We start from the raw sequence: 25,380 nt of genomic DNA, 5'->3' as shown, positions 1-25,380 counted from the left end.
GGGTGCGCCCGCTCGGCGCCCCCGGGCAGAACGCCGTCGACTACGAGCACCGCGTCGACTTCGACCGGCTGCGCGACTACCGTCTCGCCCGCGCGCAGGCCGCGCTCGAGGCGAGCGAGTGCGGCGCGTTCCTGCTCTTCGACTTCTACAACATCCGCTACACGACGCAGACCTGGATCGGCGGCGCGCTCGGCGACAAGATGATCCGCTACGCGCTCCTCATGCGCGGGCACGACCCGATCCTGTGGGACTTCGGATCGGCGGTGCGCCACCACAAGCTCTACTCCGACTGGGTGCCCGAGGAGAACTACCGCGCCGGCTTCCTCGGCTTCCGCGGTGCGGTCGACCCGGAGGGCGGCGGCCTCATGCGCGACGCCGTGTCGGAGATCCGCTCGCTCCTGGTCGAGGCGGGTCTGGCGGATGCGCCGCTCGGCATCGACATCGTCGAACCGCCGTTCCTGTTCGAGCTGGAGCGTCAGGGCATCCGCATCGCCGACGCGCAGCAGGCGATGCTCGACGCACGGGTCATCAAGAACCAGGACGAGATCCTGCTGCTGAACCAGGCGGCGGCGATGGTCGACGGGGTCTATCAGGACATCGCCGACGCGCTGAAGCCGGGCGTGCGCGAGAACGAGATCGTGGCGCTGGCCAACAAGCGGCTCTACGAGTACGGCAGCGACCAGGTCGAGGCCGTCAACGCGATCTCGGGCGAGCGGTGCAATCCGCACCCGCACAACTTCACCGACCGCATCATCCGGCCCGGTGACCAGGCGTTCTTCGACATCATCCACTCGTTCAACGGCTACCGCACGTGCTACTACCGCACGTTCGGGGTCGGCTGGGCGACCGAGAGCCAGCGCGATGCGTACAAGCAGGCGCGGGAGTGGATGGATGCCGCGCTCGACGCCATCCGGCCGGGGGTCGGGAGCGACCAGGTGGCCGCCGTGCTGCCCAAGGCCGAAGACTTCGGGTTCGAGAACGAGCTCGCCGCCTTCGGGCTGCAGTTCGCGCACGGACTCGGGCTGGGCCTGCACGAGCGCCCCATCATCTCGCGCCTGAACTCCATGAAGGACCCCGTCGAGCTCCGCGCCGGCATGGTGTTCGCGATGGAGACGTACTGCCCCGCCTCCGACGGCTTCTCGGCCGCGCGCATCGAGGAGGAGGTGGTCGTGACCGACTACGGGATCGAGGTGCTGACGCGGTTCCCTGCGCAGGAACTGTTCGTTGCGAACCCCTATTAGCCAATGCGCGGCCGCCGACGCGCTGCGGAGTAGTGTTCAGCCACGCCGCACATCGGCGGCTAGGCTCGGTCAGCGGACAGGAGGTCAGGAGTGACGGAAGAGCTCGGGGCACGCATCCGGCAGGCCCGACTCGCCAAGGGGCTCAGTCTTCGCTCGATGGCGGCCGACGCGGAGATCTCGCCGAGCCTGCTCTCGCAGGTCGAGACGGGCAAGGTGCAGCCGTCGGTCAGCACCCTGTGGGCGATCGTGAGCCGCCTGGGCCTTTCGGTCGACGACGTGCTGGGCCATCACCCGACGAGCGACGCCGCGCGCCGCAACCCGCGCCCCGACCCCGTGCAGCGGGCGGCCGACGCCCCCGAGGTCGTCATGGAGAACGGCGTCACGTGGCGCGGGCTCGCCGTGATGGACTCCACCGTCGACGCGGTCCACGTGACCTATGCGCCGGGCGCGGCCAGCTCCATCGACGACACGCACATGCGGCATACCGGCACCGAATACGGCTGCATCCTCAAGGGCGAGCTGACGCTGAAGCTCGACTTCGAGAGCTACGTGCTCCGCCCGGGCGACTCGTTCTGCTTCGAATCGATGCGCCCGCACCTCTACCAGAACCACACCGACTCGGTCGCCGAGGGGGTCTGGTACGTCGTCGGCCGGTCGCCGGGCGGCGAGACCGAAACCCCCGGCGACATCCGCAGCGCCGTCGACGTCCTCGATGCCATGAGCCGGCTCTCGGGCCGCGCCGAAGCCTGACCCCGATCCAGGAGCCCGATGCCCGACCTCGACACCCCGTGGGACACCGTCGGCGATCGCGTGCGAGCCGCCCGTACGGCATCGCGGATGACGGTGCGAGAGCTCGCCCGTCGCATCGGCGTCTCGGCGAGTCACGTGTCGCAGGTCGAGCGGGGCATCGGGGCGTTCAGCGTGCCCGCCCTGTACTCCGTCGCGCGCGAGCTCGGCGTCTCGATGAGCGACCTGCTCGATCCGCCACGGGCGCCCGCGGTGGCGACGGATGCCTCGGCCCCGACCGGCGGCACGGGTGACCTGCGCGTCGCCGGCATCGTGCAGCGAGCCGCCGATCACCCGAGCATCAAGCTCAGCTCCGGCCCCCGCTGGAGCCGCCTGACGGTCGTCGGGGAACCGGATGCCGAGTTCCTCGAGGTCATCTACGCGCCCGGCACCGCGGCGCCGCTGGAAGACATCACCCACGAGGGCCGGGAATACGGCGTCGTCATCGCCGGGCGCCTCAACGTCGAGGTCGACGGCACCCGGACGGTGCTCGAGCCCGGCGACTCGATCGTCTTCGACTCCGACGTGCCGCACCGCTTCTGGAACGAGGGCGACGACGAGGTGCGCGCGATCTGGTTCGTCCGCGACCGCGGTCACGGCGATCCCGTCCCGCACACCTGAGCGGCTTCCCGCGCGGGCGGTGCCGGCCGGCCCCTTCTCGACGCCGCTCATGCTTTCTCGACGGCGTCCGTCACGCCTTCCAGACGCTCTTGAGGTTGCAGAACTCGCGGATGCCCTCGGCCGACAGCTCGCGTCCGACGCCGGAGTCCTTGACGCCGCCGAAGGGCAGCTCGGGGTACGAGATCGACATGCCGTTGACGAACACGGCACCCGCCTGCAGCCCCGCGACGAACAGCGCCTCGTCGGCCGGGTCCTGCGTCCACACCGCCGAGCTCAGCCCGAACGTCGTGTCGTTGGCGATGCGCAGCGCGTCGTGCGCGTCCTCGGCGCGGTAGACCGCGGCCACCGGCCCGAAGGCCTCTTCGGCATAGAGGCGCATCTCTGGGCCGACGCCGGTCAGCACCGTCGGCGGGTAGAACCAGCCGGGGCCCTCCGGCGCCATGCCGCCCACGCGGGCGACGGCGCCCTTCGCGACGGCGTCGTCGACGAGCTCCGCGAGGTCGCTGCGCCCCGACGCGGTGGCCAGCGGCCCGACCTGGGTCGAGGCATCCGTCGGATCACCGACGACCAGCGCGCCCATCGCCTCCGAGAACCGCGCGACGAACTCGTCGTGCACCTCGGCGTGCACGATGAAGCGCTTCGCGTTGATGCAGGCCTGCCCGTTGTTGGCGGTGCGCGAGGCCACCGCGGCCGCGACGGCGCCGTCGAGGTCGGCCGACGGCATGACGACGAAGGGGTCCGAGCCGCCGAGCTCGAGCACGACGTGCTTGACCTCCGACCCCGCGATGGAAGCGACCGAGCGGCCCGCCGGCTCCGAGCCGGTGAGGGTCACGGCGACCACGCGGCGGTCGCGCAGCACGTCTTCGACCGCCGCCGCGGGGATGAGGAGCGACCGGAACGCGCCCTCGGGGAAGCCGCCGCGGTGGAAGAGTTCGTCGAGGTAGAGGGCGGCCTGGGGCACGTTCGACGCGTGCTTGAGGAGCGCCGTGTTACCGGCCATGAGCGCGGGGGCAGCGAACCGGATGACCTGCCAGATGGGGTAGTTCCACGGCATGACGGCGAGCACGACGCCGAGGGGCTGGAAGCGCACGTAGGCCTCGGAGGCGTTGACGGCTGACGGGTCGTCGAGGGTCCGCCCGTCGAGGAACTCCGCCGCGTGGTCGGCGTAGAAGCGCATCGCGTTCGCGGACTTCAGCGCCTCGGCCCGGGCCTGCGCGAGGGTCTTGCCCATCTCGCGCGTGATCATCGCGGCGACCTCGTCGGCCTCGGCCTCGAGGAGATCCGCGGCCGCGTGCATCCAGCCCGCTCGCGTCTCGAAGTCGGTGGCGGTGAGGTCGAGGTACGCGCGGTGCGCTGACGCGATGCGCGCCTGGACCTCTTCGGGGGAGTGCGCCGCGAACTCGCGTTCGACGACGCCCGTGGCGGGGTTGAGGGTCGCGATGGGCATGCGGTTCCTCCCGGAGACGGGTCGGTCGTGGGGTCTGGGGCTCGGGGCAGCGGTCTTGGGCTCGGGGGATAGTGGTGTTGGGGTCGGCCGTGCGGGATCAGTCGTGTGCGGCGAAGACGTCGGGGCTCTTGGCGAGCTGGCGGCGCGTTCGGCGGATGTGGCCGGCGAGCACGCGCTCCGCTTCCTCGACGTCGCCGTCGCGGAGGGCGGCGACCATGAGGTGGTGCTCCTCGTGCGCGATGCGGCGGGAGTCGGGGTCCCACGACGCCACATAGGCGCGACGGTAGGGCGCCGTCGAGTTCCAGAGCTTCTGCACGAGGCCGCCGAGCTGCGACGTCTCGGCCGCCGCGTAGCTGGCGAGGTGGAACTCGGCGTCCAGCTCGAGGAAGGCCTCGGTGTCGGCGCCTTCGACGCTGATGCGGTGGGCGAGCTCGCCGAGGCGCGCGACGTCGTCGTCGGAGAGGCGGGGAGCGCTGTAGCGCAGGAGGAGCGGCTCGAGCCGCTCGCGCATGAGGTATATCTCCTCGCACTCGTCGAGCGTCAGGCGCGAGACCCACGCCCCCGAGTTTGCGACGACGGTGACCAGCCCCTCGTACTCGAGCTGGCGGATCGCCTCGCGCACCGGCACGCGGCTCGCGCCGTAGGTCGCCGCGAGATCCTCTTGGCGGATGCGGGTGCCCGGGGGGAACTCGCCCGCGATGATCCCCGCCCTCACGCCGTCGGCGATGCGGTTCCCGGCGTCGCCATCACGTGTGCGCGCGGCATCCGTCGTCTCTTCCGTTCTCATTCCGCGGGCCTCGCGGGGTGCCAGAGGAGCGTGTCGGCGTCCTGCTCGTACGCCTTGCCGTGGGGGAAGCTCACGAGCTCGAACTGCATGCCCCAGGGACTGCGGAAGTACAGCCAGCGCTGGCCGGCCGACGCGCCGGCGCTCGCGACGGGATCGCCCATGACCTCGACCCCCTTCTCGCGCAGGAAGGCCGCGGCGGCGTCCATGTCGTCGACGTACAGTGCGAGGTGATGGCCGCCGATGTCGCTGTTGCGCGGCTGCGGAGCCTGTCCGTCGGCGCTGTCGTACGCGAAGACCTCGAGGTTCGTGCCGTTGCCGAGGCGGTAGAAGCGGATCTCGGTGATGACGGTGCGCGGATGCACGCCGAGGTGCACGCTCATCCAGTCGTCGTCGGCCTGCTTGGAGCCCAGCACGTACACCGGGACGGCACCCAGGATGTCGACGAGGAATCGTTCCGCCTCGTCGAGATCGGGGACGGTGAAGCCGAAGTGGTCTGCTCCTCGCATGCCGGGCAGCGGCATCGGTGCTCCTCTCGTCACGACGGCGTAAACGCCCTCATTGTATCCACTGAGGAAGCGCGCGCAACCGCAGATTGCGCAGCTGGGTGCCTCGGTCTTGTAATTGGATGCAATCCCGTCCTACGATGAGCCTGGCCGCACGAGCGGCCGCATGAGCATCGATGGAGACGAACATGCCGAGACGCCGCAGACTCGAAACCGGAGTGCCGTGGGTCGAGATCAAGACGACGGCCGCCGACTGGAAGGCCGCCGATCCCGCGCTCCTCGCGACGATGCTCGGTCAGCTTCACCTCATCCGCGCCTTCGAAGAGACCGTCCTCGACCTCGCGGCGGCGGGTCTCGTGCACGGGCCCGCGCACTCGAGCATCGGGCAGGAGGGGGGCGCGGTCGGGTCGATCGCGACGCTGCGGTCGACGGATGCCGTCAACGGCTCGCACCGCGGACACCACCAGTTCCTCGCCAAGGTCATCGCCCACGTCTCGCAGGGGAGCCTCGACCCCGCGGCCCTCGTGACGCCCGAGCTGCAGGCGGTGCTGCAGCGGACGCTCGCCGAGATCCTCGGCCTCGCGCAGGGCTTCTCGGGCGGCCGCGGCGGCTCGATGCACCTGCAGTGGCTCCAGGCCGGCGCCCTCGGCACGAACGCGATCGTCGGCGGCGGTGCGCCCATCGCATCGGGCAACGCGTGGGCGCAGAAGCACTCGGGCACGACGGACGTCTCGATCAACTACTTCGGCGACGGCTCGAGCCAGATCGGCTCGGTGCTCGAGTCGATGAACCTCGCCGCGGTGTGGAAGCTCCCGGTCATGTTCTTCATCGAGAACAACCTCTACGCCGTGTCGACCCACGCCGACGAGGCGACCGCAGACCCGCGGTTCTCCGTGCGCGGGCAGGGCTTCGGCATCCCGTCGTGGCGCGTGGACGGCATGGATCCGCTCGCCGTGCACCTCGCGACGCAGGAGGCGCTCGCCCGCATGCGCGCGGGGGAGGGGCCGGCCATCATCGAGGCCGAGGTGTACCGCTTCTTCCACCAGAACGGTCCCTACCCCGGCAGCGCCTTCGGCTACCGCACGAAGGACGAGGAGGCGGCGTGGCGTGCCCGCGACCCGATCGACCGCGTCGCGCGCGAGATGATCGCGCTGTCGCTCCTCACCGACGACGAGGCGAAGGCGGTGCGGGATCAGGCGGTGGCCGCCATGACGGATGCCGCGGCCGCCCTCACCGAGGACGACCCCGACAATCCGGGTCGGCGCCGCATCCGGCCGGAGTTCTGGCCCGACCCCGCCGGCGTGGATCGCGGCATCCGCGGCGACGCCTCCGAGCTCGCGGGCCTCGAGGCGGCGGATCCGCTCGACCACACCGGCGAGTGGGAGGACGTCAAGTTCGTCGACGCCGTCGCGGCGACGATGGATCGCCGCATGGAGCAGGACCCCCGCATCATCGTGCTCGGCGAAGACGTGCACCGGCTCAACGGCGGCACGAACGGCGCGACGAAGGGCCTCGCGAAGAAGTACGGCCCCGACCGGGTCATCGGCACGCCCATCAGCGAGAACGGGTTCTTCGGCCTCGCGGGCGGGATAGCCCTCGACGGCCGCTTCCGCCCCGTCGTCGAGTTCATGTACCCCGACTTCATGTGGGTCGCCGCCGACCAGGTCTTCAATCAGGTCGGCAAGGCGCGCCACATGTTCGGCGACAACAACACCGTGCCGCTCGTGCTGCGCACGAAGGTCGCGATGGGGTCGGGCTACGGCTCGCAGCACCTCATGGACCCCGCCGGCATCTTCGCGACCGCGGCCGGCTGGCGGATCGTCGCCCCCTCGACGGCGGCCGACTACGTCGGTCTCGTCAACGCCGCCCTCGCGCTCGGCGACCCCGTGCTCGTCATCGAGCACGTCGACCTCTACGGCACGGCCGACCGCGTCCCCGTCGGCGACCTCGACTACATCATCCCTCCGGGCAGCGCCGCGATCCGCCGCGCGGGGTCCGAGGTCACGGTGCTCACCTACCTCTCGATGGTCGGGCACACCCTCGAGGCCGTCGAGCAGACGGGGGTGGATGCCGAGGTCGTCGACCTGCGCTGGCTAGATCGCGCGTCGCTGGACTGGGACACGATCGGCGAGAGCATCCGCAAGACCAACAACGTCCTCATCGTCGAGCAGGGCGCCCGCGGCCCGTCGTACGGCGGCTGGCTCTCCGACGAGGTGCAGCGCCGCTTCTTCGACTGGCTCGACCAGCCCGTCGAGCGGGTGACGGGGGCCGAGTCGAGCCCGAGCATCTCCAAGGTGCTCGAACGCGCCGCGATCGCCCGGACCGAAGAGGTCGTGGCCGGTCTCGAGCGCGTCCGCGCCGCGTGGGGAGGTCGCTGATGGCCGCCGTCGTGCGCATGCCGCAGCTCGCCGCCGGCGGTGCCGAGGCCGCGATCCAGGCGTGGCTCGTCCAGGTCGGCGACACCGTGTCGCTCGGCCAGGCGATCGTCGAGATCGAGACCGAGAAGGCCGTCGTGGAGTACGAGGCCGAGGCTGAGGGAACCCTCGCGGGGGTGCTCGTCGCGGCCGGCGACTCGGCGGCGGTCGGTTCGCCGATCGCCGTGCTCGCCGCGCCGGGGGAGTCGGCGGATGACGCGCTCCGCCAGGCCGAGGCATCCGTCGTCGCAGCGGCCGGTGATGCTGTGGCTGGTGCTGGGGCAGCCGGTGCTGCTGCCGCGGGTGCCGTCACGCCGCCGGCGACACCCCGGCCCGCACCGCCCGCGACGCCGCAGCCCGCGCCACCCACCGAGTCGTCGGAGGACGGCCTGTTCGAAGCGCCCGAGCCCGTCGTCGAGACGCAGTCGTCGCAGGCGTCGGCCGAGCCCGAGCCCGAGCCCGAGCCCGAGCCCGACCCCGGGCGGCGGCTCTTCGCGTCGCCGCTCGTGCGCCGGCTCGCGCGCGAGCGCGGCATCGACCTCGCCTCTCTCCACGGGACGGGGCCGCAGGGCCGGATCGTCCGGCGCGACCTCGACGGGTGGACTCCGCCGGCGATCGCGCCCGCGGAGGCCGCGGCATCCGTCCCCTCCGCAGCCGGCAGCGCGCAGGCCGCACCGGCGCAGCCCGATGCGGGGTTCGTCGACGTGCCGCACACGGGCATGCGGCGTGCGATCGCGCGGCGGCTCACCGAGAGCACGTCGACCGTGCCCGACTTCCAGCTGGTCGCGCACTGCCGCGTCGACGAGCTGCTCGCGCTGCGCGCGCGGGTCAACGAGCAGTCCGAGGTCAAGATCTCGGTCAATGACTTCGTGCTGAAGGCGGTGGCGCGAGCGATGCGCGACGTGCCCGAGGCGAACGCCGTGTGGACGGATGACGCGACCCGGCGCTTCACGGGCGTCGACATCGCCGTCGCGGTGTCGGTGGCCGCGGGGCTCGTCACCCCGGTCGTGCGGGGCGTCGACCGGCTGTCGCTGACGGAGCTCAGCGCGACCGTGCGCGAGATGGCCGAGCGTGCCCGCGAGGGACGCCTGAAGCAGCACGAGCTCGAGGGCGGGTCGTTCTCGGTCTCGAACCTCGGGATGTACGGCATCGAGGAGTTCTCGGCGATCATCAATCCGCCGCACTCGGGGATCCTCGCCGTCGGCGCGGCGACCAAGCGCCCCGTCGTCGACGAGAAGGGCGCGCTCGCGGTCGCGACCGTGATGACCGTGACCCTGTCGGCCGACCACCGGGTGCTCGACGGCGCCCTGGCCGCGCAGTGGCTCGCGGCCTTCGTCCGCCGTATCGAGAACCCCCTCTCCGTGCTGATCTGACGCCTCGGCCAGGGGCCGGCGGCAGCGAGAAAGGAGGGCCGGGATGCTGGGGTCCCGACCCTCCTCGTGTGCAGGTCAGGGTCAGGCCTGCACGCGCCACCAGGACTCGTCGTACGGGTGGTCGCTGTCGTGCGCCCAGTCGCGGCGCCCGCGCACGACGCCGGTGTCGTGCACGATCCCGCCGTCGACGAACGACAGGACGGGACGGATGTCGCGCATCTCCGCGTCGCTGACCGAGAAGTAGTCCTTGTCGAGGACGACGAGATCGGCGTGCTTGCCCTTCTCGATCGAGCCGAGGCGGTCGTCGACGCCGACGAACCACGCCGCTCCCCGCGTGTAGGCGCGGAGGGCGCTGGTGCGGGAGATCTGCTGCCCGGGGTTGATCTGCTGGCCGAGCACGTTGAGGCCCGTCGTGGCGTAGTGCATCGCGAACCAGGGGTTGTGCGGTGCGATGTGCACGCCGTCCTCGTGCAGTCCGTACGGGATGCCGCTGTCGTGGATCTGCCGGAACATCGGCCCGAAGGGCAGGCCGTCGGCCCGGGGCGTGCCGCTCAGCCAGCGGAATCCCGAGAGCGAGACGCCGGCGCCGATCGCCTTGAGTCGCGCGAGCTGGTTCGGCGTCGCGTGGTCGGCGTGCTGCAGGCCCCACCGCAGGTGCCGGATGCCGAACTCGGCATCCAGCGCCTCCCACGTCGAGACGACCTGCTCGATCTGGCTCTGGTCGGTCGGCGTCCCCGGGATGGCGTTCTCGTTGTGCCATCCCGCCTGGGCGACGAGCCGCTGCGCTTCGCGCCAGACGGCGTAGCCGTTGGCATTCGACGGCGTCGCGAAGGGAGCCGCCCACTCGCCGATCCCGCGGATGCGGACGAACTCGTCGCCGTGCCCCGGCATCGCGTTGCGCAGCCGCTCTTTCAGCTCGGGGAGCTGCTTGTCCAGTCCGCCGAGCGCCGGGATGAACCCCTGCTGGTGCAGGAAGTTGATCCACAGCCGCACATACGCCGAGCCCTCGCGGTTGAGCGAGAGGTAGGGGTCGTACATCCGGTAGTGGTTGAGCTTGCGCAGCCCATCGCCCGGCTGCGTCTCATACGCCGAGGGGTCGAGGGTGCCGTTCGGCGTCGCGAAGAGCACCTGGTCGTAGTTGAGCGTGATGCCGAGCTTCGCCGAGTACGCCATGGCGTCCAGCGCACTGCGCCGCTGGTCCTCGAAGGTCTGCCGGATGCGGAGGTGATACAGCGCGTAGTTCGCGGCATCGCCGACGATCGAGCCGTCGTCGGCGACGGCGACGGCGGGGTTGGAGACCGATTCGAAGAACTGCTTGCCGAGGGTGTTCACCCGGGCCGGGCCGTTGAAGTTCTGATACAGGAAGACGGGGCGGTCCGAGACCGCCGAGTCGATCTCCGCGCGCGTGGGGAGGCGCTGCTCGGCGAACATGCGCGGCGTGCCGGCGCCCATCGCGGTGATGAACTGTCCGTCCGGCACCTCGGGGCGACGCGCGGCGAGTGCCGCCAGCACCCCGGCGACGTCCTTCGCGAGCTCCCACTCCGCGACGTGGTAACCAGGGCGGTTGGCGAGACTCACGAAGTGCGTGTGGCTCTCGATGAGCCCCGGGACGACGGTGCGTCCGCGCAGGTCGATCCGGTTCTTCGAGCTGCCGCTGGTCTGCGCCTCGCGCCCGACCGCTGCGATGCGCCCGCCGCTCAGCCGGACGGCCGAGACGACGGTGTCGTGGTCGTCCATCGTGTGGATCCGGCCGTTGACGAGCAGGATGTCGTCGTCGTCGGGGTGCCATCGGCGCTCGGTCGCGGCGGCGGGCGGCCCGGCGGTCGGCTGCGCCGCAGCCGGCGTGCTGCTCGCGCTCAGTATCGCGGCAGCCGCCGCGGCGCTGCCGCCGACGAGCAGTCCGCGCCGAGAGAAGCGGCCCCCCTCGTCCTGCTCGTCCTCGGCCCTGCGGTCGATCTTGCGTGTCATCAGAACTCCCTGAGTGTCGACGTTGACAGCGGCGCGCAGCACACGCCGGCAGAGAAGTCCCTTGTCTATTCCCAGCGCACAACTGTCCAGTGGGTATGGACAAGGTGTTCAGCCGGGAACCTAGCACCGAACCCGCCCCGTGACCAGGGGAGATTCTTCTCACGAGGTCATGCGGCGTTGCCGACCTCGATGAGAATTCTTCGCGATCGCTATTGCGGAGCGCCGCTGCCCTGCTATGTTCCGTTCCAAAGCCGTCCAGTATCACTGGACAACTGTCCATGTCCAATTGACAGCGCAGTTCACCGGGTTGGCCGAAGGACCGTTCCGCCAGATCCACCCCTTGTCAGCGTCGACATTCAGCGGGAGCACTACTCATGGCACGCAAGAAGAACATCACCACGCCCGACCCGCAGCAGGACACCGCGTCGGGCGTCTCCCGGCGCGGACTCATGCTGGCAGGCGGCGCGGCCGCGGCAGCCGCCGTCCTCAACAGCGCGTCGCCGGCATCGGCCGCCGTCGCCGGTGGGGGATCGACGCCCCTCGCACGGGCCGCCGCCCGCGCAGACGGCAGCGACGACATCCTGCTCGTCAACGGGCGCATCCACACCTTCGACGACACCAACTCGATCGTCGATGCGGTCCGCATCCGCGACGGGCGCTTCGTCGCGGTCGGCAAGGACGCCATCCGCAACGGCAACTCCAAGAACAAGATCGACCTCGCGGGGCGCACGGTCATCCCCGGCATCATCGACTCGCACAACCACATCGCGCTCGTGAGCAACCGCCCCGGCCACTGGGTCGGCCTCGAAGACGTCTTCACCCACCAAGACGCCGTCGCGCGGCTGACCGCGAAGGCGAACACCGTTCCCGCGGGCGAGCTCGTCACCGCGCTCGGGCCCATCGTCGCGATGCAGTTCCCGAGCAACACCCTCCCCAACCTCGCGACCCTCGACGCCGTGCCGCGACCGGTCATGATCATGGCCGAGCAGGGCGGCAACGCCGTCAATCAGGCCGCCGTCGACTACTTCGCGGCCAAGGGCATCACGATCGCGGTCAACGCGGCCGGGTACCCCACGGGTCCGGGCGTCGGACTCGCGCTCCAGAGGCTTCGTCAGGAGATGACGGATGCCGAGCGCGAGCGCAACGCGAAGGCCGCCCTGGATTACTACTCGAGCCTCGGGATCACGACGCACCTCGACGAGGGCGCCTTCCACGTCGAGACGCCCGGCACGGCCATCTGGAACGAGAACGCGTACACGATCCACCGTGGCTTCCTCGCCCTCAACGCCAAGAAGGCGCTCCCGGCCCGCATCCGCTTCGACTACCTCGAGGAGGACTCGACGGCAGACCTGCCGCGCCTCACCGCCCGGCTCAGGAACGCCTTCCCCTTCTACGGCAGCGACATGATGCGCTCGGGCGGCATCGGCGAGTTCACGGTCAACGGCTTCGGCGGCGGGGCCGTCGCGATCGGCGGGCCGATCTGGCTCGCGGGCGCCAAGGCCGTCGCGAAGGCCGGCTGGCGCAACGAGAACCACTCCCTGTCGGCCAACGACATCGGGCAGATCGTCGCCGGCTGGGAGGCCGTCAACGCCGAAGTGCCGATCGGCGACCTCCGCTGGGTCGTGGCCCACGTGCCCAACATCCACCTCGACCACATCAACCGCCTGAAGGCGATGGGCGTGGGCCTCAAGGTCGGCTGGGGCCCCACCCGCTCCGGCTCGAACCTCGGCCCGAAGCACCGCACGATCATCGACAGCGGCATCAACGTCGGCTACCACTCCGACGGCGGCGACATCACGGCGATCAACCCCTGGCTCAACTTCTACACGATGATCACCGGCAGGAACCTCGCCGGCAACGCCGTCTGGGAGCCGGGCCAGCAGATCACCCGCGACGAGGCGATCCAGCTCGCGACGAAGAACAACTCGTGGTTCATCCACGAGGACGACCTCGGCGGCATCAAAGCGGGCAACCACGCCGATCTCGTCATCCTCGATCGCGACTTCTTCTCGATCCCCGACAGCGAGATCCCGCGCGTGCGGTCGATCGCCACGATCGTCGGCGGCGACGTCGTCTACGACGCGGGCCAGATCGCCGGTCTCGCGGGTCTCGACAACGGCACCCGCTACGACGCCCCGTCGGCCTGACGGTCCGTCGCCCGTCCGCCCGCCCGCCCGCCGCAGAAGAACGAAGGTCGACCATGTTCGCGAACCTCAACGGCACGCACCTGCTGATCCTCGTGGCCGTCCTGCTGCTCCTCTTCGGCGCGACGAAGCTCCCGGCGCTCGCGCGCGGAGTCGGTCAGTCGGTGCGCATCCTCCGCAGCGAGGTGCGAGCCGCCGACGACGAGGGGGAGGGCGCGAAGGCCTCCGGCTCCTCGGCGGCCGCGGTGGTGGCACCGCGCGCCGCCGAGGGGCCGACACCGCGCGAATAACCGGCTGCGCACGCACCCGCTTCCCTCTCCCGGGAGGAGATGACGGATGCCTCGACCCGCCGCGCGGGCTCAGACGAGGTCGCGCCAGTCGATGTCGTCGTCCTCGATGACCTCGATCGCGCCGCTCGACAGGATCGGGAGCGACATCGTCTCGGTGGGCGGGCCCATGACGGTCGCCTCGTCGCGCCGGTGGCGCAGGACGCCGTCGATGTAGCTGGTCAGCACTTCGGCGAGGGGGACGGCCTTCCCCCGGGCCTGCGACATGTACCATCGGTGCTCGAGCACCTGGTGGAACACCTCGGCCGGCTCGAGCTTGGCGCGCAGGTCGAACGGGATCGCCTTGACGACGGGCTCGAACACGCGGGTCAGCCACTCGTGCGCGACCATCTCCTCGTCATCCCCGAGGCGCGAGACGCGCGCGCGGAACTCGTCGAGGTCGTTGAGCAGCCGTCGCGCCTGGTTCTCCTCGACGTCGAGGCCCGTGAGCCGCAGGAGCCGGCGCTGGTGGTGGCCGGCGTCGACGACCTTCGGCTGGATCGATACCCGCGTGCCGTCGGTGGTCGCCTGGATCGACATCTCGCCGATGTCGAAGCCGAGCTCGTTGAGGCGCTGCACGCGCTCGGTGATGCGCCACGACTCGTTGGCCGCGAACGACTCCTTGTCGGTGAGCGCGCCCCACAGCGAGTGGTACGACGACATGATGCCGTCGGCGATCGCCAGGGCGTCGACGCCGCCTTCGAGCCGTCCGCCGGCCTCGAGGTCCATGATCTCGCCGGCGATGTTGGTGCGTGCGACGTCGAGGTCGTGCGCGCGCTGGCCCGGCGTGAGGCCGGACTCGTGCAGCTCGCCGGTCTCGGCATCCACGAGATATGCGGCGAAGGCGCCCGCATCGCGGCGGAAGAGGGTGTTCGAGAGCGAGACGTCGCCCCAGAAGAAGCCCACGTTGTGCAGGCGCACGAGCAGCACGGCGAGGGCGTCGACCAGGCGATTCGCCGTGTCGGGGCGGAGCACCTGCGTGAACAGGGCGCGGTAAGGGAGGGAGAACTTCAGGTGCGCGGTGACGAGAGCCGCGGGGAGCGGATCGCCCGCGGCATCCGTCCTTCCCGCGATCACCGCCACGCGCTCGACGCACGGCGCATCGAGGCGATGGAGATTGCCGAGCATGTCGTACTCGCGCCGGGCCATCTCCTCCGTCGTCTCTTTGATGGCCACGACGCGGCCGGAGAGGTTGGCGAAGCGCACGAGATGGCGGGAGATGCCCTTCGGCAGGAAGACGATGTGGTTGCTCGGCCATTCGGCGAGCGTCGTCGACCACGGCAGGGTCAGCAGCCCCGGGTCGACGGAGCTGGCGGTGATGCTCAGGGCAGCGGGCATTGTTCTCCAGATATGCCACAGCGCGGACGGTTCGTGAGAGCCGCCCGCGCTGTGGTCACGGATGCTACGCGGAGGCGATGGCCTTCTTGTTCAGGCGCTGGCCCGACTCGATGTCGAAGGAGTGGACGTGGTGCGGCACGGGGGCCAGCACGACCTTCTCTCCGGCGTTCGGGTGGACGCGGCCGTCGACGCGCGCGACGATGTCGGTGCGCTTGCCGTTGATGTCGGTGTGGCCGTAGAGGTAGCCGTCGGCGCCGAGCTCCTCGACGAGGTCGACATCGACGGTCAGGCCCTTGCCGTCGGCAGGGTTGACCACGATGTCTTCGGGGCGGACGCCCGCGGTGACCTGCGTCGCGTTCGTCTGGCGGTCGAGGTCGGCGTCGACGATGGCGTTGCCGAACTGGATGCCGCCCTCGGCGAGCTGCACCGGGAAGAGGTTCATCGCGGGCGAGCCGATGAAGCCGGCGACGAACACGTTGTCGGGCTTCTCGTACAGGTCACGCGGCGTGCCGACCTGCTGCAGGATGCCGTCCTTCAGCACGGCGATCCGGTCGCCCATCGTGAGGGCCTCAGTCTGGTCGTGCGTGACGTAGACGGTCGTGACGCCCAGGCGGCGCTGCAGCGACGCGATCTGCGTGCGCGTCTGCACGCGGAGCTTGGCGTCGAGGTTCGACAGCGGCTCGTCCATGAGGAACACCTGCGGCTGGCGGACGATGGCGCGGCCCATCGCGACGCGCTGACGCTGACCACCCGAGAGGGCCTTCGGCTTGCGGGTCAGGTACTCCTCGAGGTCGAGGAGCTTCGCGGCCTCGAGGACGCGCGCAGCGCGCTCCTCCTTGCCGACGCCGGCGATCTTGAGCGCGAAGCCCATGTTCTCGGCGACGGTCATGTGGGGGTACAGCGCGTAGTTCTGGAACACCATCGCGATGTCGCGGTCCTTCGGCGGGACGTCGGTGACGTCGCGGTCGCCGATGAGGATGCGGCCCGAGTTGACCTCTTCGAGGCCGGCCAGCATGCGCAGCGAGGTGGACTTTCCGCAGCCCGAGGGGCCGACGAGAACCAGGAACTCGCCATCGGCGACCTCGAGGTTGAGCTTGTCGACCGCGGGGCGGGTGCCTCCGGGGTACAGGCGGGTTGCGTTGTCGAACGTGACGGACGCCATTTTGTTCTCCTTCACCGGCAGGTACGTGCCGGACGATCCGTAGTGAATGGAATGTGCGGGGGCTTGTCCCGCGCGCCCACCGTCGGGCGTACCCATCAGTATGACATGCCCGCGGGGGCGCCCACTCACGGCCTTCCCAGGCGACGGATGCCTCGCAGGGGGCTCGTGTCTGGGCTTTTCTCAGCCTGCCTGGCTAGCATCGTGAGCGGTCGCAGCCCGATAGCGCGGCCTCCGGCCCACGGCCCCCGTCTCCAGAAGGTTCCATGTCGAGCGACGAATCCCAGAACGCGCCTGTCCCGAGCGACCGCCGTGGAGCGGTCCGCGAAAAGGCGCTTCAGGTTCAGGCGAAGCAGTCGCGTGTCCGCCTCATCCGCGCCGCGTCGCTCGCCGTCGTCATCATCGCCGTCGTGGCCGTCGCGGCCATCGCCATCACCTGGACCGTCGGGTCCGCGGCGTCCAAGCCCCTCCTCGACCCCGCCAACGTCACCGAGGACGGCATCGCCGTGACCTCCGTCGCGGGCACGAGCATCGAAGACAGCAAAGCGGAGATGGGCGTGCCCGGAGCAGGCTCCGCCGGCGCGACCGCCGCCGCCACCCCCACCCCGACCGCCACGCCGACGCCCGATCCTTCGGCCTCCGCGACGACGCGGCCGGCCGTCGACATCCGCATCTACGTCGACTATCTCTCCCCGGGCTCGCGCGAATTCCAGATGGCCAACGCCGCGCAGCTCGCGACGTGGGTCAAGCAGGGGGCCGCGACCCTCACGTACTACCCGGTCGCGATGCTCACCTCGAAGTCGAACGGCACGAAGTACTCGCTGCGTGCCGCGAGCGCCGCCGCGTGCGTCGCGACGCATTCGCCCGACGCCTTCTTCGCCTTCACGCACGCGCTGCTGAAGCAGCAGCCCGAGGTCGACTCCGACGGGATCTCCGACGAAGACCTCGCCGCGATCGCGATCGCCTCGAGCGCCTCGTCGCCGAAGGTCGTGCGCGACTGCATCGAGGAGGAGGACTTCGCCGCCTGGGCGAAGTCGGCGACCGACCGGGCCCTGCAGGGCATCCCGGGGGCCGACGGCGTGGCGCTCACGACGGCGCCGATGGTGCTCGTCAACGGCACGCAGTACGTCGGGGCGCTGGACGACCCCGCGGAGTTCTCGCAATTCGTCCTGACCCTCGCGAGCGACGAGCCCACGCAGACGCCGTCGCCGACCCCCACGCCCGCCGCGACACCCGCCGGCTGACGCGATTCCGGCGTGATCCGCCCGGATAGACTTGTTGCTCTGCCGACCTGGCGCAATTGGTAGCGCACCCGACTTGTAATCGGGCGGTTACGGGTTCGAGTCCCGTGGTCGGCTCCACTGGCGAATCGGGGTCGACGCCGACTTCTCATCGGGCGGTTACGGGTTCGAGTCCCGTGGTCGGCTCCACTGGCCCGGGCTCCACCCCCCGCCTCTCGCCGCGCCCGGCCTTCGCGCTCCGCGCTCCGCTGCGCCCGCCCGCCTCGACCGGTGAGCCTCCATCTGAGCGCCGAGAGCGCGGGTGCTACCCACGGTCTCGGCGCTCAGTTGGAGGCTCACGGTCTGAGACGGGTGCCCGGGGGGGGGGGGGGGGGGGGGGGGGGGGGGGGGGGGCGGCGCGAGACCGGGGTCGAGGGGCCGGAGGCGGGGCGAGACCGGGGTCAGGACGGCGGGGCGAACGAGATCGAGAGCGTCGTATAACCCGAGGCGCGGTCGAACGCGACGGTGCCGGTGATGGTCGCGGCATCCGTCGCCGTCACCTCCGCCGTGAAGGTGCCGTCGGCGTGGTCGCGGGTGAAGTCCGAGATCTGCTGCTCCCACGCGGCGATCTCGTCCTGGTTCCAGCCGAACTCCGACGCGAGCCCCTGCACCGTGCCGACGGCGCTCGACCACGGCAGTGCCTGCCCGACCCCGAGGGTGAGCGAGGTCAGCTCGCCGCCCTTCGCGACGGCGCGCATCGTCTCGACCTCGTTCACGACGTAGACCTCGTCGCCGGCCGCGATGACGGCCTTGACGGGGCGGCGGAACTCGCCGGTCTTCTCCTCGTCGGCGCCGAGGCCGATCCGCGTGGTCGGCAGGGCGCCCTCGCCGATGCGCACGCGCAGCACGCCTTCGACGTTGACGTAGTCGAGCCCGGCATCCGAGAGCTTGCTGCTGCCGTCGGCGGCCCTCTGGTCGCTCGAGGCGACGGGATCCTCCTCGGCCCACCACGAGTTCTGCACGGCGATCGTCGTGAAGACGACCCCCGCGATGATGAGCACGAGGATCGCCGCGGGAAGCCATGAAAGCAGCTGCTTCTGTCGACGGGATCGGGGCACACTCCAGGGTACGTCGCACACCAGACGCCGCCGGCGCAGGCAAGATTGACCCGTGACCCCCACCCGTCTCCCCGCGTGGCTCGCCATCGGCGGAGCCGTCCTCGTGGGCGTCATGACCGCCGTCCAGGCGCGGATCAACGGCTCGCTCGGCCTCGCGCTCGGCGACGGATTCACGGCCGCGGTCATCTCCTTCGGCTCGGGCCTGGTCATCCTCCTCGTCCTCGCCGCAGTCCTCCCGAGTGCGCGGGCGGCCGTCCGCCGGCTCGTGCGCGGGATCGGACGCCAGATTCCGTTCTGGATGCTGATCGGCGGCCTCGCCGGAGCGCTCACCGTCGCCACGCAAGGCCTCACGGTCGCGACGATCGGCGTCGCGCTGTTCACCGTCGGCGTCGTGGCGGGCCAGACCGTCAACGGACTCGTGCTCGACCGCGTCGGCTACGGGCCCGCCGGCGTCGTCGCGGTGACCCTCGGCCGCGTCGCGGGCGGCCTGCTCGTCATCGTCGCGGTGGTGCTGTGTCTCACGGGCGACGGGCTCGCGAGCGTTCCGTGGTGGATGCTGCTGCTCCCGTTCCTCGCAGGCGCCGGCATCGCGTGGCAGCAGGCGACGAACGGCCGGCTCCGCGAAGCGCTCGGGAGCCCCCTCGTCGCGACGCTCGTCAACTTCGTGGGCGGCACGATCGCGCTCGTCGTGGCCGACATCATCCACATCGCCCTCGTGGGCGCGCCCGAACGGTTTCCGACGGAGCCGTGGCTCTACGTCGGCGGCGCGATCGGCGTGCTCTACATCTTCCTGTCGGCCTCGCTCGTGCGGTACACGGGCGTGCTGCTGCTGGGCCTCGCCTCGGTCGTCGGGCTGCTCGCGACATCCGTCCTCATCGACGCGCTCTGGCCGCCGCTCGCGGGACCCCCGCTCGGCGCCGCGGTCGCCGCGGTGTTCGTCGCCCTCGTGGGGGTCGTCGTGGCCGTCGTGCCGTGGCGCGCCGCCCTCCGGCGGCGAACGTAGCCCGCGCGGCTCGCCGACGCCGCACGTAGCCCGCGCGGCTCGCCGTCGCCGCGCCCAGCCGGCGCCGCGCGTAGCCCGCGCCTCGCCGCCGCCGCGACTACTTCCTGCCCTCCGGCATCCGCGTCACGAAGGCAGACGCGTCGACAGGGCGGCGGTGTCCCGGCCGCGCCGACGCCGGCTTGCCGCCGACGTAGAGCCAGCCGAGCAGCTCCTCGTTCTTCTTGAGCCCGTGGGCCTTCGCGACGGGCTTGCTGCGCGTGTAGTGGCCGGTGCGCCAGAGGACGCCCCAGCCGGCCTCGTCGAGCAGAAGGCTCAGCATGTGCGCGACGCCGGACGCGACGGCCTCCTGCTCCCACCGCGGAACCTTGTCGCTCTTGCGGTAGCTCGCGACCACCGCGACGAGCAGCGGCGCGCGCAGGGGCTTCGTCGACGGGTGCTTGTCGCCCTCCGCCTTGGCGATCGCGGCGCCGAGCCTCTCGCGGTCGGCACCGCGCAGCTCGATGAGCCGCCACGGCGCGAGCGAGGAGTGGTCGGCGACGCGGCCCGCAGCCGCGACGAGCTCGAGCAGCTGGTCGTGGGTGGGCGCGGCATCCGTCACCTTCGACCAGGAGCGGCGCGCGCGCACCGCCTCGAGGGCGCTGGTCACGACTCGGGCGTGAAGTTCAGCGAGACGGAGTTCATGCAGTAGCGGTCGCCCGTCGGCGTGCCGAACCCGTCGGGGAAGACGTGGCCGAGGTGCGAGCCGCAGTTGGCGCAGCGCACCTCGGTGCGCACCATGCCGTACGTGCGGTCCTCGATGAGCTCGACGGCCTCGGGACGGATCGACTCGTAGAAGCTCGGCCACCCGCAGTGCGAGTCGAACTTCGTGCCGCTCTTGAACAGCTCCGCCCCGCACGCGGCACACGTGTAGAGGCCCGCGCGGCTCTCATCGAGCAGCTCACCCGTCCACGGCCGTTCGGTCGCCGCCTCACGCAGCACGGCGTACTGCTCGGGGCCCAGCTCTTCGCGCCATTCGGCGTCGCTCTTGTTCACTGCGTAAGTCATCGCTTCTCCTTCTGCCTCTCCATTCAACCCGAGCCGGCGGCCGAGTGTTCCGACGAATCCTCCCGGTTCGCCGACAATGGACCACGTGATGAGAGGTGCGGATGCCGCGTCCCCCGGTGCTTCGGCCGACGACGCCGTCGTCGCCGAGGTGCAGGAGAGGTATGCGCGCTTCGCCCGCGACGAGGCTCCCGGCCGCTCGGATGTCTATGAGGAGTGGGCCGCGGGCGTCGCCGCCGACACCGCGACAGCCCGGCTCCTCGCGCGGATCCCTGCGACGAGGCGCCAGCCGCCGCTCGTCTTCGCCGTCACCCGTCTGCTCGGCGCGCCCCTCGGCGGCTTCGAGGAGTGGTCGCGGTGGCTCGCGGCCCACATCGACGCCGCCGTCGCCGAGAGCGGTCGCCGCGGCCTGCAGACGAACGAGCCGCTCCGCTGCGCCGCGCTCCTTCCCGCCCTCAGCACGATCGACGGGCCGATCGCCCTCCTCGAGGTCGGGGCGAGCGCGGGGCTGTGCCTGTATCCCGACCGCTACTCCTATCGCTACCGCGGCGAGCGGGAGGTGTCGCTCGACCCCGTCGACGGCAGGTCGTCCGTCGTCCTGGAGTGCGAGCTGCGCCGCGCCGCGCCGCTGCGCATGCCCGAGGTGGTCTGGCGGGCCGGGATCGACCTCGACCCCCTCGACGCGCGGGACTCCGCCGATCGCACGTTCCTCTCGACGCTCGTGTGGCCGGGGGAGGAGGGCCGTGCCGAGCGCATCGCCGCGGCGCTCGACGTCGTCGCCGCCGATCCGCCGCGGATCGTGGCGGGCGATGCGTCCGACCCCGAGGTGCTGCGCGCCCTCGCGGCGGAGGCGCCGGACGGCGCCACGCTCGTCGTGACGACCCCGGGCGTGCTCGTCCACATCCCGCGCGCCGCGCGCGATCGCCTCATCGAGACGCTCGGGGCGCTTGCGGCCGAGTGGATCTCGATCGACCCTCCCGGGCTGCCGAGGCCGTGGCATCCGCCCGTCGATCCGCAGACCTGGGGAGGCTTCGTGCTCGGCCGCGGCGCCCGTCCGCTCGCGGCCGTCGACCCGCTCGGCGCGTTCGTGGAGTGGCGCGCCTGAGATCGGAGCGCGCGGGGTTAGCGTGACCCCGTGCCCCTCTCCGACCGCGATCGCGCCATCCTCCAATTCGAGGCGGAGTGGCGCCGGCACGCGGGAGCGAAAGAAGAGGCGATCCGCGCCGACCTCGGGCTCTCGCCGGCCCGCTACTACCAGCTGCTCGGCCGCCTGATCGACACGGCCGAGGCGCAGGAGCACGACCCCATGCTCGTCAAGCGCCTGCGCCGCCTGCGCGACGCCTCGCGCACGGCGCGCGTCGCGCGCGCGGTCGCCGAACCCCGCTGACCGTCGGGCTGCGTCGAGTACGTACGAACTCGCCGAGAACGTAGGTAAACGGCGTCGGTGTCGTGTGTTCTCGGCGAGTACATACGAAGTCGGCGCGGGCGGTCGGGCGCGGCATCCGTCACCCCACGCCGGCCGAACCCCGTCGGCCCGGTCGGGCGCGGCATCCGTCACCCCACGCCGACCGGATTGCGTCGAGTGCGTACGACCTCGCCGAGAACGCAGGTAAACGGCGTCGGTGTCGTGTGTTCTCGGCGAGTACGTACGAAGTCGTCGCAGGCGGGCCGGCGGTGGGGCGCGGCACACATCAGCCCACGCCGGCCGACCCCCGCTGACCGGCCGGATTGCGTCGAGTACGTACGAACTCGTCGAGAACGTAGGCAAGCGTCGTCGGTGTCGTGTGTTCTCGGCGAGTACGTACGAAGTCGTCGCGGGCGGGCCGGCGGTTGGGCGCGGCACTCGTCAGGCCACGCCGGCCGACCCACGCCGGCCGAACCCGCCGGCCGACCCACGCCGGCCGACCCGCGCCGGCCGAACCCGCCACCCGAACACCACCCGGCACGCCCGGGACCGCCCCGAATCGGGTTCCCCCGGCCTCGCCCGGTAGCATTCACTGGTGCCGAAATCGACCTTCCCCCGGGATCGCTTCGACGATCTCCCGGCGGACGGCGGCCGAGTCGGAGCACATCGCGCTGAGAACCCGCGCATGCGCGCGTGGGTCGTCTTCCTCTGGGCCGTCCTCGCGACCATCGTCCTCGTCGCCGTCGGGATCTTCGGCACGCTCATCGCCTCGGGGCGGGTCGTGCTCTTCCCGACGCCCGAGCCGACCGTCACGTCGCTGCCGAACGTCACTCCCGTCGTCGACACGAGCTACTCGGTGATCATCCTCAACGCGACGCCCGAGACGGGCCTGGCCACGCAGCTGCGCGACCAGATCATCGCGGCGGGCTGGGCGGCCGAGAGCGTCAACGCCGGGCAGGCGGGCTCCACCGACTTCGCCCAGACGACCGTCTACTACGCCTACCCCGAAGACGAGGCGGCCGCCCGCGGCCTCGCCGAGACGGTCCTCGGGGGCGCGCAGGTGGCTCAGAGCACCGTGTACCAGCCGCAGGACGACCCCGACACCGCCGACGTCGACGAGAGCCAGACCAAGCAGCTCGTCGTCGTCATCGGCCTGGATCGCACGAGCAATCCGCCGAGCTCCGCACCCACTCCCTGACCCGCGCCACGGCGCGTTGTTTCGGCCCGGTAAACACTTCGCGGCACCCGCGTCAACAGTTGCCCACGGGGCGGATCCGCTCTCCGAGCGGACCCTACGATTGCCCCAAGTACACGGCAACAGGAGTGATTTGCAATGACCCAGGGCACTGTCAAGTGGTTCAACGCCGAGAAGGGGTTTGGCTTCATCACGGTGGCGGACGGCCAGGACGTCTTCGTGCATTACTCGAACATCGACATGACCGGCTTCCGCGTCCTCGAAGAGGGCCAGACTGTCGAGTTCACGGTCGGTTCGGGGCAGAAAGGACCGCAGGCGGAGTCGGTGCGCATCGTCGCGTGAGATGACGGATGCCGCGGCATCCGTCCCGCGAAGCGGGATGACCTGCACACCCCGGCGGCTTTGGAGCCCCGGGGTGTCGCCGTGTGTCGGGCCCGTCCGCATGGCTTGCACTCGATGGGGGCGAGTGCCAGAATGGGTTAGCACTCCATATCTGCGAGTGCTAAGACCAACCCAACGTCCGGGAGGGACGACACACACATGGCAAAGATCATCGCTTTCGATGAGGAGGCCCGTCGCGGCCTCGAGCGCGGCCTCAACATCCTGGCCGACGCCGTCAAGGTGACGCTGGGCCCCCGCGGTCGCAACGTCGTGCTCGAGAAGAAGTGGGGAGCCCCCACGATCACGAACGACGGTGTATCGATCGCCAAGGAGATCGAGCTGGACGACCCGTACGAGAAGATCGGCGCGGAGCTCGTCAAGGAGGTCGCCAAGAAGACCGACGACGTCGCCGGTGACGGCACGACGACGGCGACCGTGCTCGCTCAGGCACTCGTCCGCGAGGGTCTGCGCAACGTCGCGGCCGGCGCCGACCCCATCTCGCTCAAGAAGGGCATCGAGAAGGCCGTCAAGGCCATCACCGACGAGCTCCTCTCCAGCGCCAAGGAGGTCGAGTCCAAGGAGCAGATCGCTGCCACCGCGTCGATCTCGGCCGCTGACCCGACCATCGGCGACCTGATCGCCGAGGCGATCGACAAGGTCGGCAAGGAGGGCGTCGTCACCGTCGAGGAGTCGCAGACCTTCGGCACCGAGCTCGAGCTCACCGAGGGCATGCGCTTCGACAAGGGCTTCATCAACCCCTACTTCGTCACCGACCCCGAGCGCCAGGAAGCCGTCTTCGAAGACCCCTACATCCTGATCGCGAACCAGAAGATCTCGAACATCAAGGACCTTCTGCCCGTCGTCGACAAGGTGATCCAGGACGGCAAGGAGCTCGTCATCATCGCCGAGGACGTCGAGGGCGAGGCGCTCGCGACTCTCGTGCTCAACAAGATCCGCGGCATCTTCAAGTCGGCCGCCGTCAAGGCCCCCGGCTTCGGCGACCGCCGCAAGGCGCAGCTGCAGGACATCGCGATCCTCACGGGTGGCCAGGTCATCACCGAGGAGGTCGGTCTCAAGCTCGAGAACGCCACCCTCGACCTGCTCGGTCGTGCCCGCAAGGTCATCATCACGAAGGACGAGACGACGATCATCGAGGGTGCCGGCGAGGCGTCCCAGATCGAGGGTCGCGTCACGCAGATCCGTCGTGAGATCGAGAACACCGACAGCGACTACGACCGCGAGAAGCTCCAGGAGCGTCTCGCCAAGCTCGCTGGCGGCGTCGCCGTCATCAAGGCCGGTGCGGCGACCGAGGTCGAGCTGAAGGAGCGCAAGCACCGCATCGAAGACGCCGTCCGCAACGCGAAGGCGGCCGTCGAGGAGGGCATCGTCCCCGGTGGTGGCGTCGCGCTCATCCAGGCCGGCAAGGTCGCGTTCGAGACCGAGGCCATCACGGGCCTCGTCGGCGACGAGGCGACCGGTGCCAACATCGTGCGCGTCGCGATCGAGGCTCCGCTCAAGCAGATCGCCCTCAACGCGGGTCTCGAGCCCGGTGTCGTCGCGAACAAGGTCTCGGAGCTCCCCGCGGGTCACGGCCTCAACGCCGCGACTGGTGAGTACGGCGACCTCTTCGCGCAGGGCATCATCGACCCCGCCAAGGTGACGCGCTCGGCGCTGCAGAACGCCGCGTCGATCGCCGGTCTCTTCCTCACGACCGAGGCCGTCGTCGCCGACAAGCCCGAGAAGGTCTCGGCTCCGGCCGGCGACCCGACGGGTGGCATGGACTTCTGAGTCCCGCCGGCGACAGCTGAACCGCAAGAAGGCCCCCTCCGCACGGAGGGGGCCTTCTTCGTGCGCGGATGCCGCGGCTGCGCGGATGCCGCGGCTGCGCGGATGCCGCGGCTGCGCGGATG

General features: G+C 70.7%; 23 protein-coding genes and 1 tRNA gene. 15 read left to right on the top strand and 9 right to left on the bottom strand.

Annotation, left to right across the window (positions count from 1 at the left end; genetic code table 11):
* Positions 1–2: 2 nt before the first annotated feature.
* From ACSBPH_RS05315 to ACSBPH_RS05305, 3 genes are all read left to right on the top strand, one after another.
* The gene (locus ACSBPH_RS05315) at positions 3–1,241 is read left to right on the top strand and encodes a M24 family metallopeptidase (protein WP_442576556.1); all 1,239 of its coding nucleotides are present in this window, start codon (positions 3–5) and stop codon (positions 1,239–1,241) included.
* A gap of 90 nt (positions 1,242–1,331) precedes the next feature.
* Complete coding sequence (locus ACSBPH_RS05310; RefSeq protein ID WP_442576555.1) at positions 1,332–1,991, top strand: cupin domain-containing protein; 660 nt, start codon at positions 1,332–1,334, stop codon at positions 1,989–1,991.
* 18 nt (positions 1,992–2,009) lie between these two features.
* A complete protein-coding gene (locus tag ACSBPH_RS05305) occupies positions 2,010–2,648 on the top strand; it encodes a helix-turn-helix domain-containing protein (RefSeq protein ID WP_442576554.1) in 639 nt (212 codons plus the stop codon).
* Positions 2,649–2,718: 70 nt separating this feature from the next.
* Here ACSBPH_RS05305 and ACSBPH_RS05300 read toward each other — a convergent pair whose 3' ends face one another.
* From ACSBPH_RS05300 to ACSBPH_RS05290, 3 genes are all read right to left on the bottom strand, one after another.
* Positions 2,719–4,095, bottom strand: coding sequence for an NADP-dependent succinic semialdehyde dehydrogenase (locus ACSBPH_RS05300; protein WP_442576553.1), 1,377 nt, complete (start codon positions 4,093–4,095; stop codon positions 2,719–2,721).
* Between the two features lie 97 nt (positions 4,096–4,192).
* Positions 4,193–4,882 (bottom strand): GntR family transcriptional regulator, encoded by a 690-nt coding sequence (locus ACSBPH_RS05295; protein ID WP_442576552.1) that lies wholly within the window; start codon positions 4,880–4,882, stop codon positions 4,193–4,195.
* Complete coding sequence (locus tag ACSBPH_RS05290) at positions 4,879–5,403, bottom strand: VOC family protein (protein ID WP_442576551.1); 525 nt, start codon at positions 5,401–5,403, stop codon at positions 4,879–4,881. Before ACSBPH_RS05290 ends, ACSBPH_RS05295 begins: the two co-directional genes overlap by 4 nt.
* 170 nt (positions 5,404–5,573) lie before the next feature.
* On the opposite strand from ACSBPH_RS05290, the gene ACSBPH_RS05285 reads away from it, so the two are divergent.
* Both ACSBPH_RS05285 and ACSBPH_RS05280 read left to right on the top strand, forming a co-directional pair.
* The gene (locus tag ACSBPH_RS05285) at positions 5,574–7,763 is read left to right on the top strand and encodes an alpha-ketoacid dehydrogenase subunit alpha/beta (RefSeq protein WP_442576550.1); all 2,190 of its coding nucleotides are present in this window, start codon (positions 5,574–5,576) and stop codon (positions 7,761–7,763) included.
* Entirely contained in the window at positions 7,763–9,172 is a 1,410-nt protein-coding gene (locus tag ACSBPH_RS05280; protein ID WP_442576549.1) for a dihydrolipoamide acetyltransferase family protein, read from the top strand. The genes ACSBPH_RS05285 and ACSBPH_RS05280 overlap by 1 nt, the downstream gene beginning before the upstream one ends.
* A gap of 81 nt (positions 9,173–9,253) precedes the next feature.
* On the opposite strand, the gene ACSBPH_RS05275 is transcribed toward ACSBPH_RS05280, so the two are convergent.
* Positions 9,254–11,140: an amidohydrolase gene (locus ACSBPH_RS05275; RefSeq protein ID WP_442576548.1), complete on the bottom strand. Its 1,887-nt coding sequence runs from the start codon at positions 11,138–11,140 to the stop codon at positions 9,254–9,256.
* A gap of 374 nt (positions 11,141–11,514) precedes the next feature.
* Here ACSBPH_RS05275 and ACSBPH_RS05270 point away from each other — a divergent pair, with 374 nt between their 5' ends.
* Positions 11,515–13,287 carry an amidohydrolase gene (locus ACSBPH_RS05270; RefSeq protein WP_442576547.1) on the top strand — a complete coding sequence of 591 codons (1,773 nt, stop codon included), beginning with the start codon at positions 11,515–11,517 and terminating at the stop codon, positions 13,285–13,287.
* Positions 13,288–13,340: 53 nt separating this feature from the next.
* The gene (locus ACSBPH_RS05265) at positions 13,341–13,574 is read left to right on the top strand and encodes a twin-arginine translocase TatA/TatE family subunit (RefSeq protein ID WP_442576546.1); all 234 of its coding nucleotides are present in this window, start codon (positions 13,341–13,343) and stop codon (positions 13,572–13,574) included.
* A 69-nt stretch (positions 13,575–13,643) separates the two neighbouring features.
* On the opposite strand, the gene ACSBPH_RS05260 is transcribed toward ACSBPH_RS05265, so the two are convergent.
* The gene (locus tag ACSBPH_RS05260) at positions 13,644–14,948 is read right to left on the bottom strand and encodes a DUF4032 domain-containing protein (protein ID WP_442576545.1); all 1,305 of its coding nucleotides are present in this window, start codon (positions 14,946–14,948) and stop codon (positions 13,644–13,646) included.
* 64 nt (positions 14,949–15,012) lie between these two features.
* Positions 15,013–16,110 (bottom strand): ABC transporter ATP-binding protein, encoded by a 1,098-nt coding sequence (locus ACSBPH_RS05255; protein ID WP_442576544.1) that lies wholly within the window; start codon positions 16,108–16,110, stop codon positions 15,013–15,015.
* Between the two features lie 263 nt (positions 16,111–16,373).
* Here ACSBPH_RS05255 and ACSBPH_RS05250 point away from each other — a divergent pair, with 263 nt between their 5' ends.
* Together ACSBPH_RS05250 and ACSBPH_RS05245 are read left to right on the top strand one after the other, a co-directional pair.
* Positions 16,374–17,351, top strand: coding sequence for a DsbA family protein (locus ACSBPH_RS05250; protein WP_442576543.1), 978 nt, complete (start codon positions 16,374–16,376; stop codon positions 17,349–17,351).
* A gap of 41 nt (positions 17,352–17,392) precedes the next feature.
* Positions 17,393–17,468 (top strand) — tRNA-Thr (locus ACSBPH_RS05245).
* Between the two features lie 320 nt (positions 17,469–17,788).
* Here the strand turns inward: ACSBPH_RS05245 and ACSBPH_RS05240 are convergent.
* Positions 17,789–18,445 carry a hypothetical protein gene (locus ACSBPH_RS05240; RefSeq protein ID WP_442576542.1) on the bottom strand — a complete coding sequence of 219 codons (657 nt, stop codon included), beginning with the start codon at positions 18,443–18,445 and terminating at the stop codon, positions 17,789–17,791.
* A 52-nt stretch (positions 18,446–18,497) separates the two neighbouring features.
* On the opposite strand from ACSBPH_RS05240, the gene ACSBPH_RS05235 reads away from it, so the two are divergent.
* A complete protein-coding gene (locus ACSBPH_RS05235) occupies positions 18,498–19,448 on the top strand; it encodes a DMT family transporter (RefSeq protein ID WP_442576541.1) in 951 nt (316 codons plus the stop codon).
* Positions 19,449–19,545: 97 nt separating this feature from the next.
* On the opposite strand, the gene ACSBPH_RS05230 is transcribed toward ACSBPH_RS05235, so the two are convergent.
* Both ACSBPH_RS05230 and msrB read right to left on the bottom strand, forming a co-directional pair.
* Positions 19,546–20,094, bottom strand: a complete 549-nt coding sequence (locus ACSBPH_RS05230; protein ID WP_442576540.1) for a nitroreductase family protein — start codon at positions 20,092–20,094, stop codon at positions 19,546–19,548.
* Positions 20,091–20,492, bottom strand: coding sequence for a peptide-methionine (R)-S-oxide reductase MsrB (gene msrB / locus ACSBPH_RS05225; protein ID WP_442576539.1), 402 nt, complete (start codon positions 20,490–20,492; stop codon positions 20,091–20,093). The genes ACSBPH_RS05230 and msrB overlap by 4 nt, the downstream gene beginning before the upstream one ends.
* 88 nt (positions 20,493–20,580) lie before the next feature.
* Here msrB and ACSBPH_RS05220 point away from each other — a divergent pair, with 88 nt between their 5' ends.
* The 5 genes from ACSBPH_RS05220 (at position 20,581) to groL (ending at position 25,258) form a co-directional block, all read left to right on the top strand.
* Entirely contained in the window at positions 20,581–21,594 is a 1,014-nt protein-coding gene (locus tag ACSBPH_RS05220; RefSeq protein WP_442577246.1) for a DUF2332 family protein, read from the top strand.
* Between the two features lie 30 nt (positions 21,595–21,624).
* Positions 21,625–21,876: a DUF3263 domain-containing protein gene (locus ACSBPH_RS05215; RefSeq protein ID WP_442576538.1), complete on the top strand. Its 252-nt coding sequence runs from the start codon at positions 21,625–21,627 to the stop codon at positions 21,874–21,876.
* Positions 21,877–22,489: 613 nt separating this feature from the next.
* Positions 22,490–23,092, top strand: coding sequence for a LytR C-terminal domain-containing protein (locus tag ACSBPH_RS05210; RefSeq protein ID WP_442576537.1), 603 nt, complete (start codon positions 22,490–22,492; stop codon positions 23,090–23,092).
* Between the two features lie 135 nt (positions 23,093–23,227).
* The gene (locus ACSBPH_RS05205) at positions 23,228–23,431 is read left to right on the top strand and encodes a cold-shock protein (protein ID WP_133542531.1); all 204 of its coding nucleotides are present in this window, start codon (positions 23,228–23,230) and stop codon (positions 23,429–23,431) included.
* 198 nt (positions 23,432–23,629) lie between these two features.
* Positions 23,630–25,258: a chaperonin GroEL gene (groL, locus tag ACSBPH_RS05200; protein WP_442576536.1), complete on the top strand. Its 1,629-nt coding sequence runs from the start codon at positions 23,630–23,632 to the stop codon at positions 25,256–25,258.
* Positions 25,259–25,380: the final 122 nt, after the last annotated feature.

The organism is Microbacterium sp. F51-2R (genome assembly GCF_052180235.1).
Classification (GTDB): Bacteria; Actinomycetota; Actinomycetes; order Actinomycetales; family Microbacteriaceae; genus Microbacterium.
Note: the sequence above shows the minus strand (reverse complement) of the source record. Positions and strands in the feature narration are given on the sequence as shown.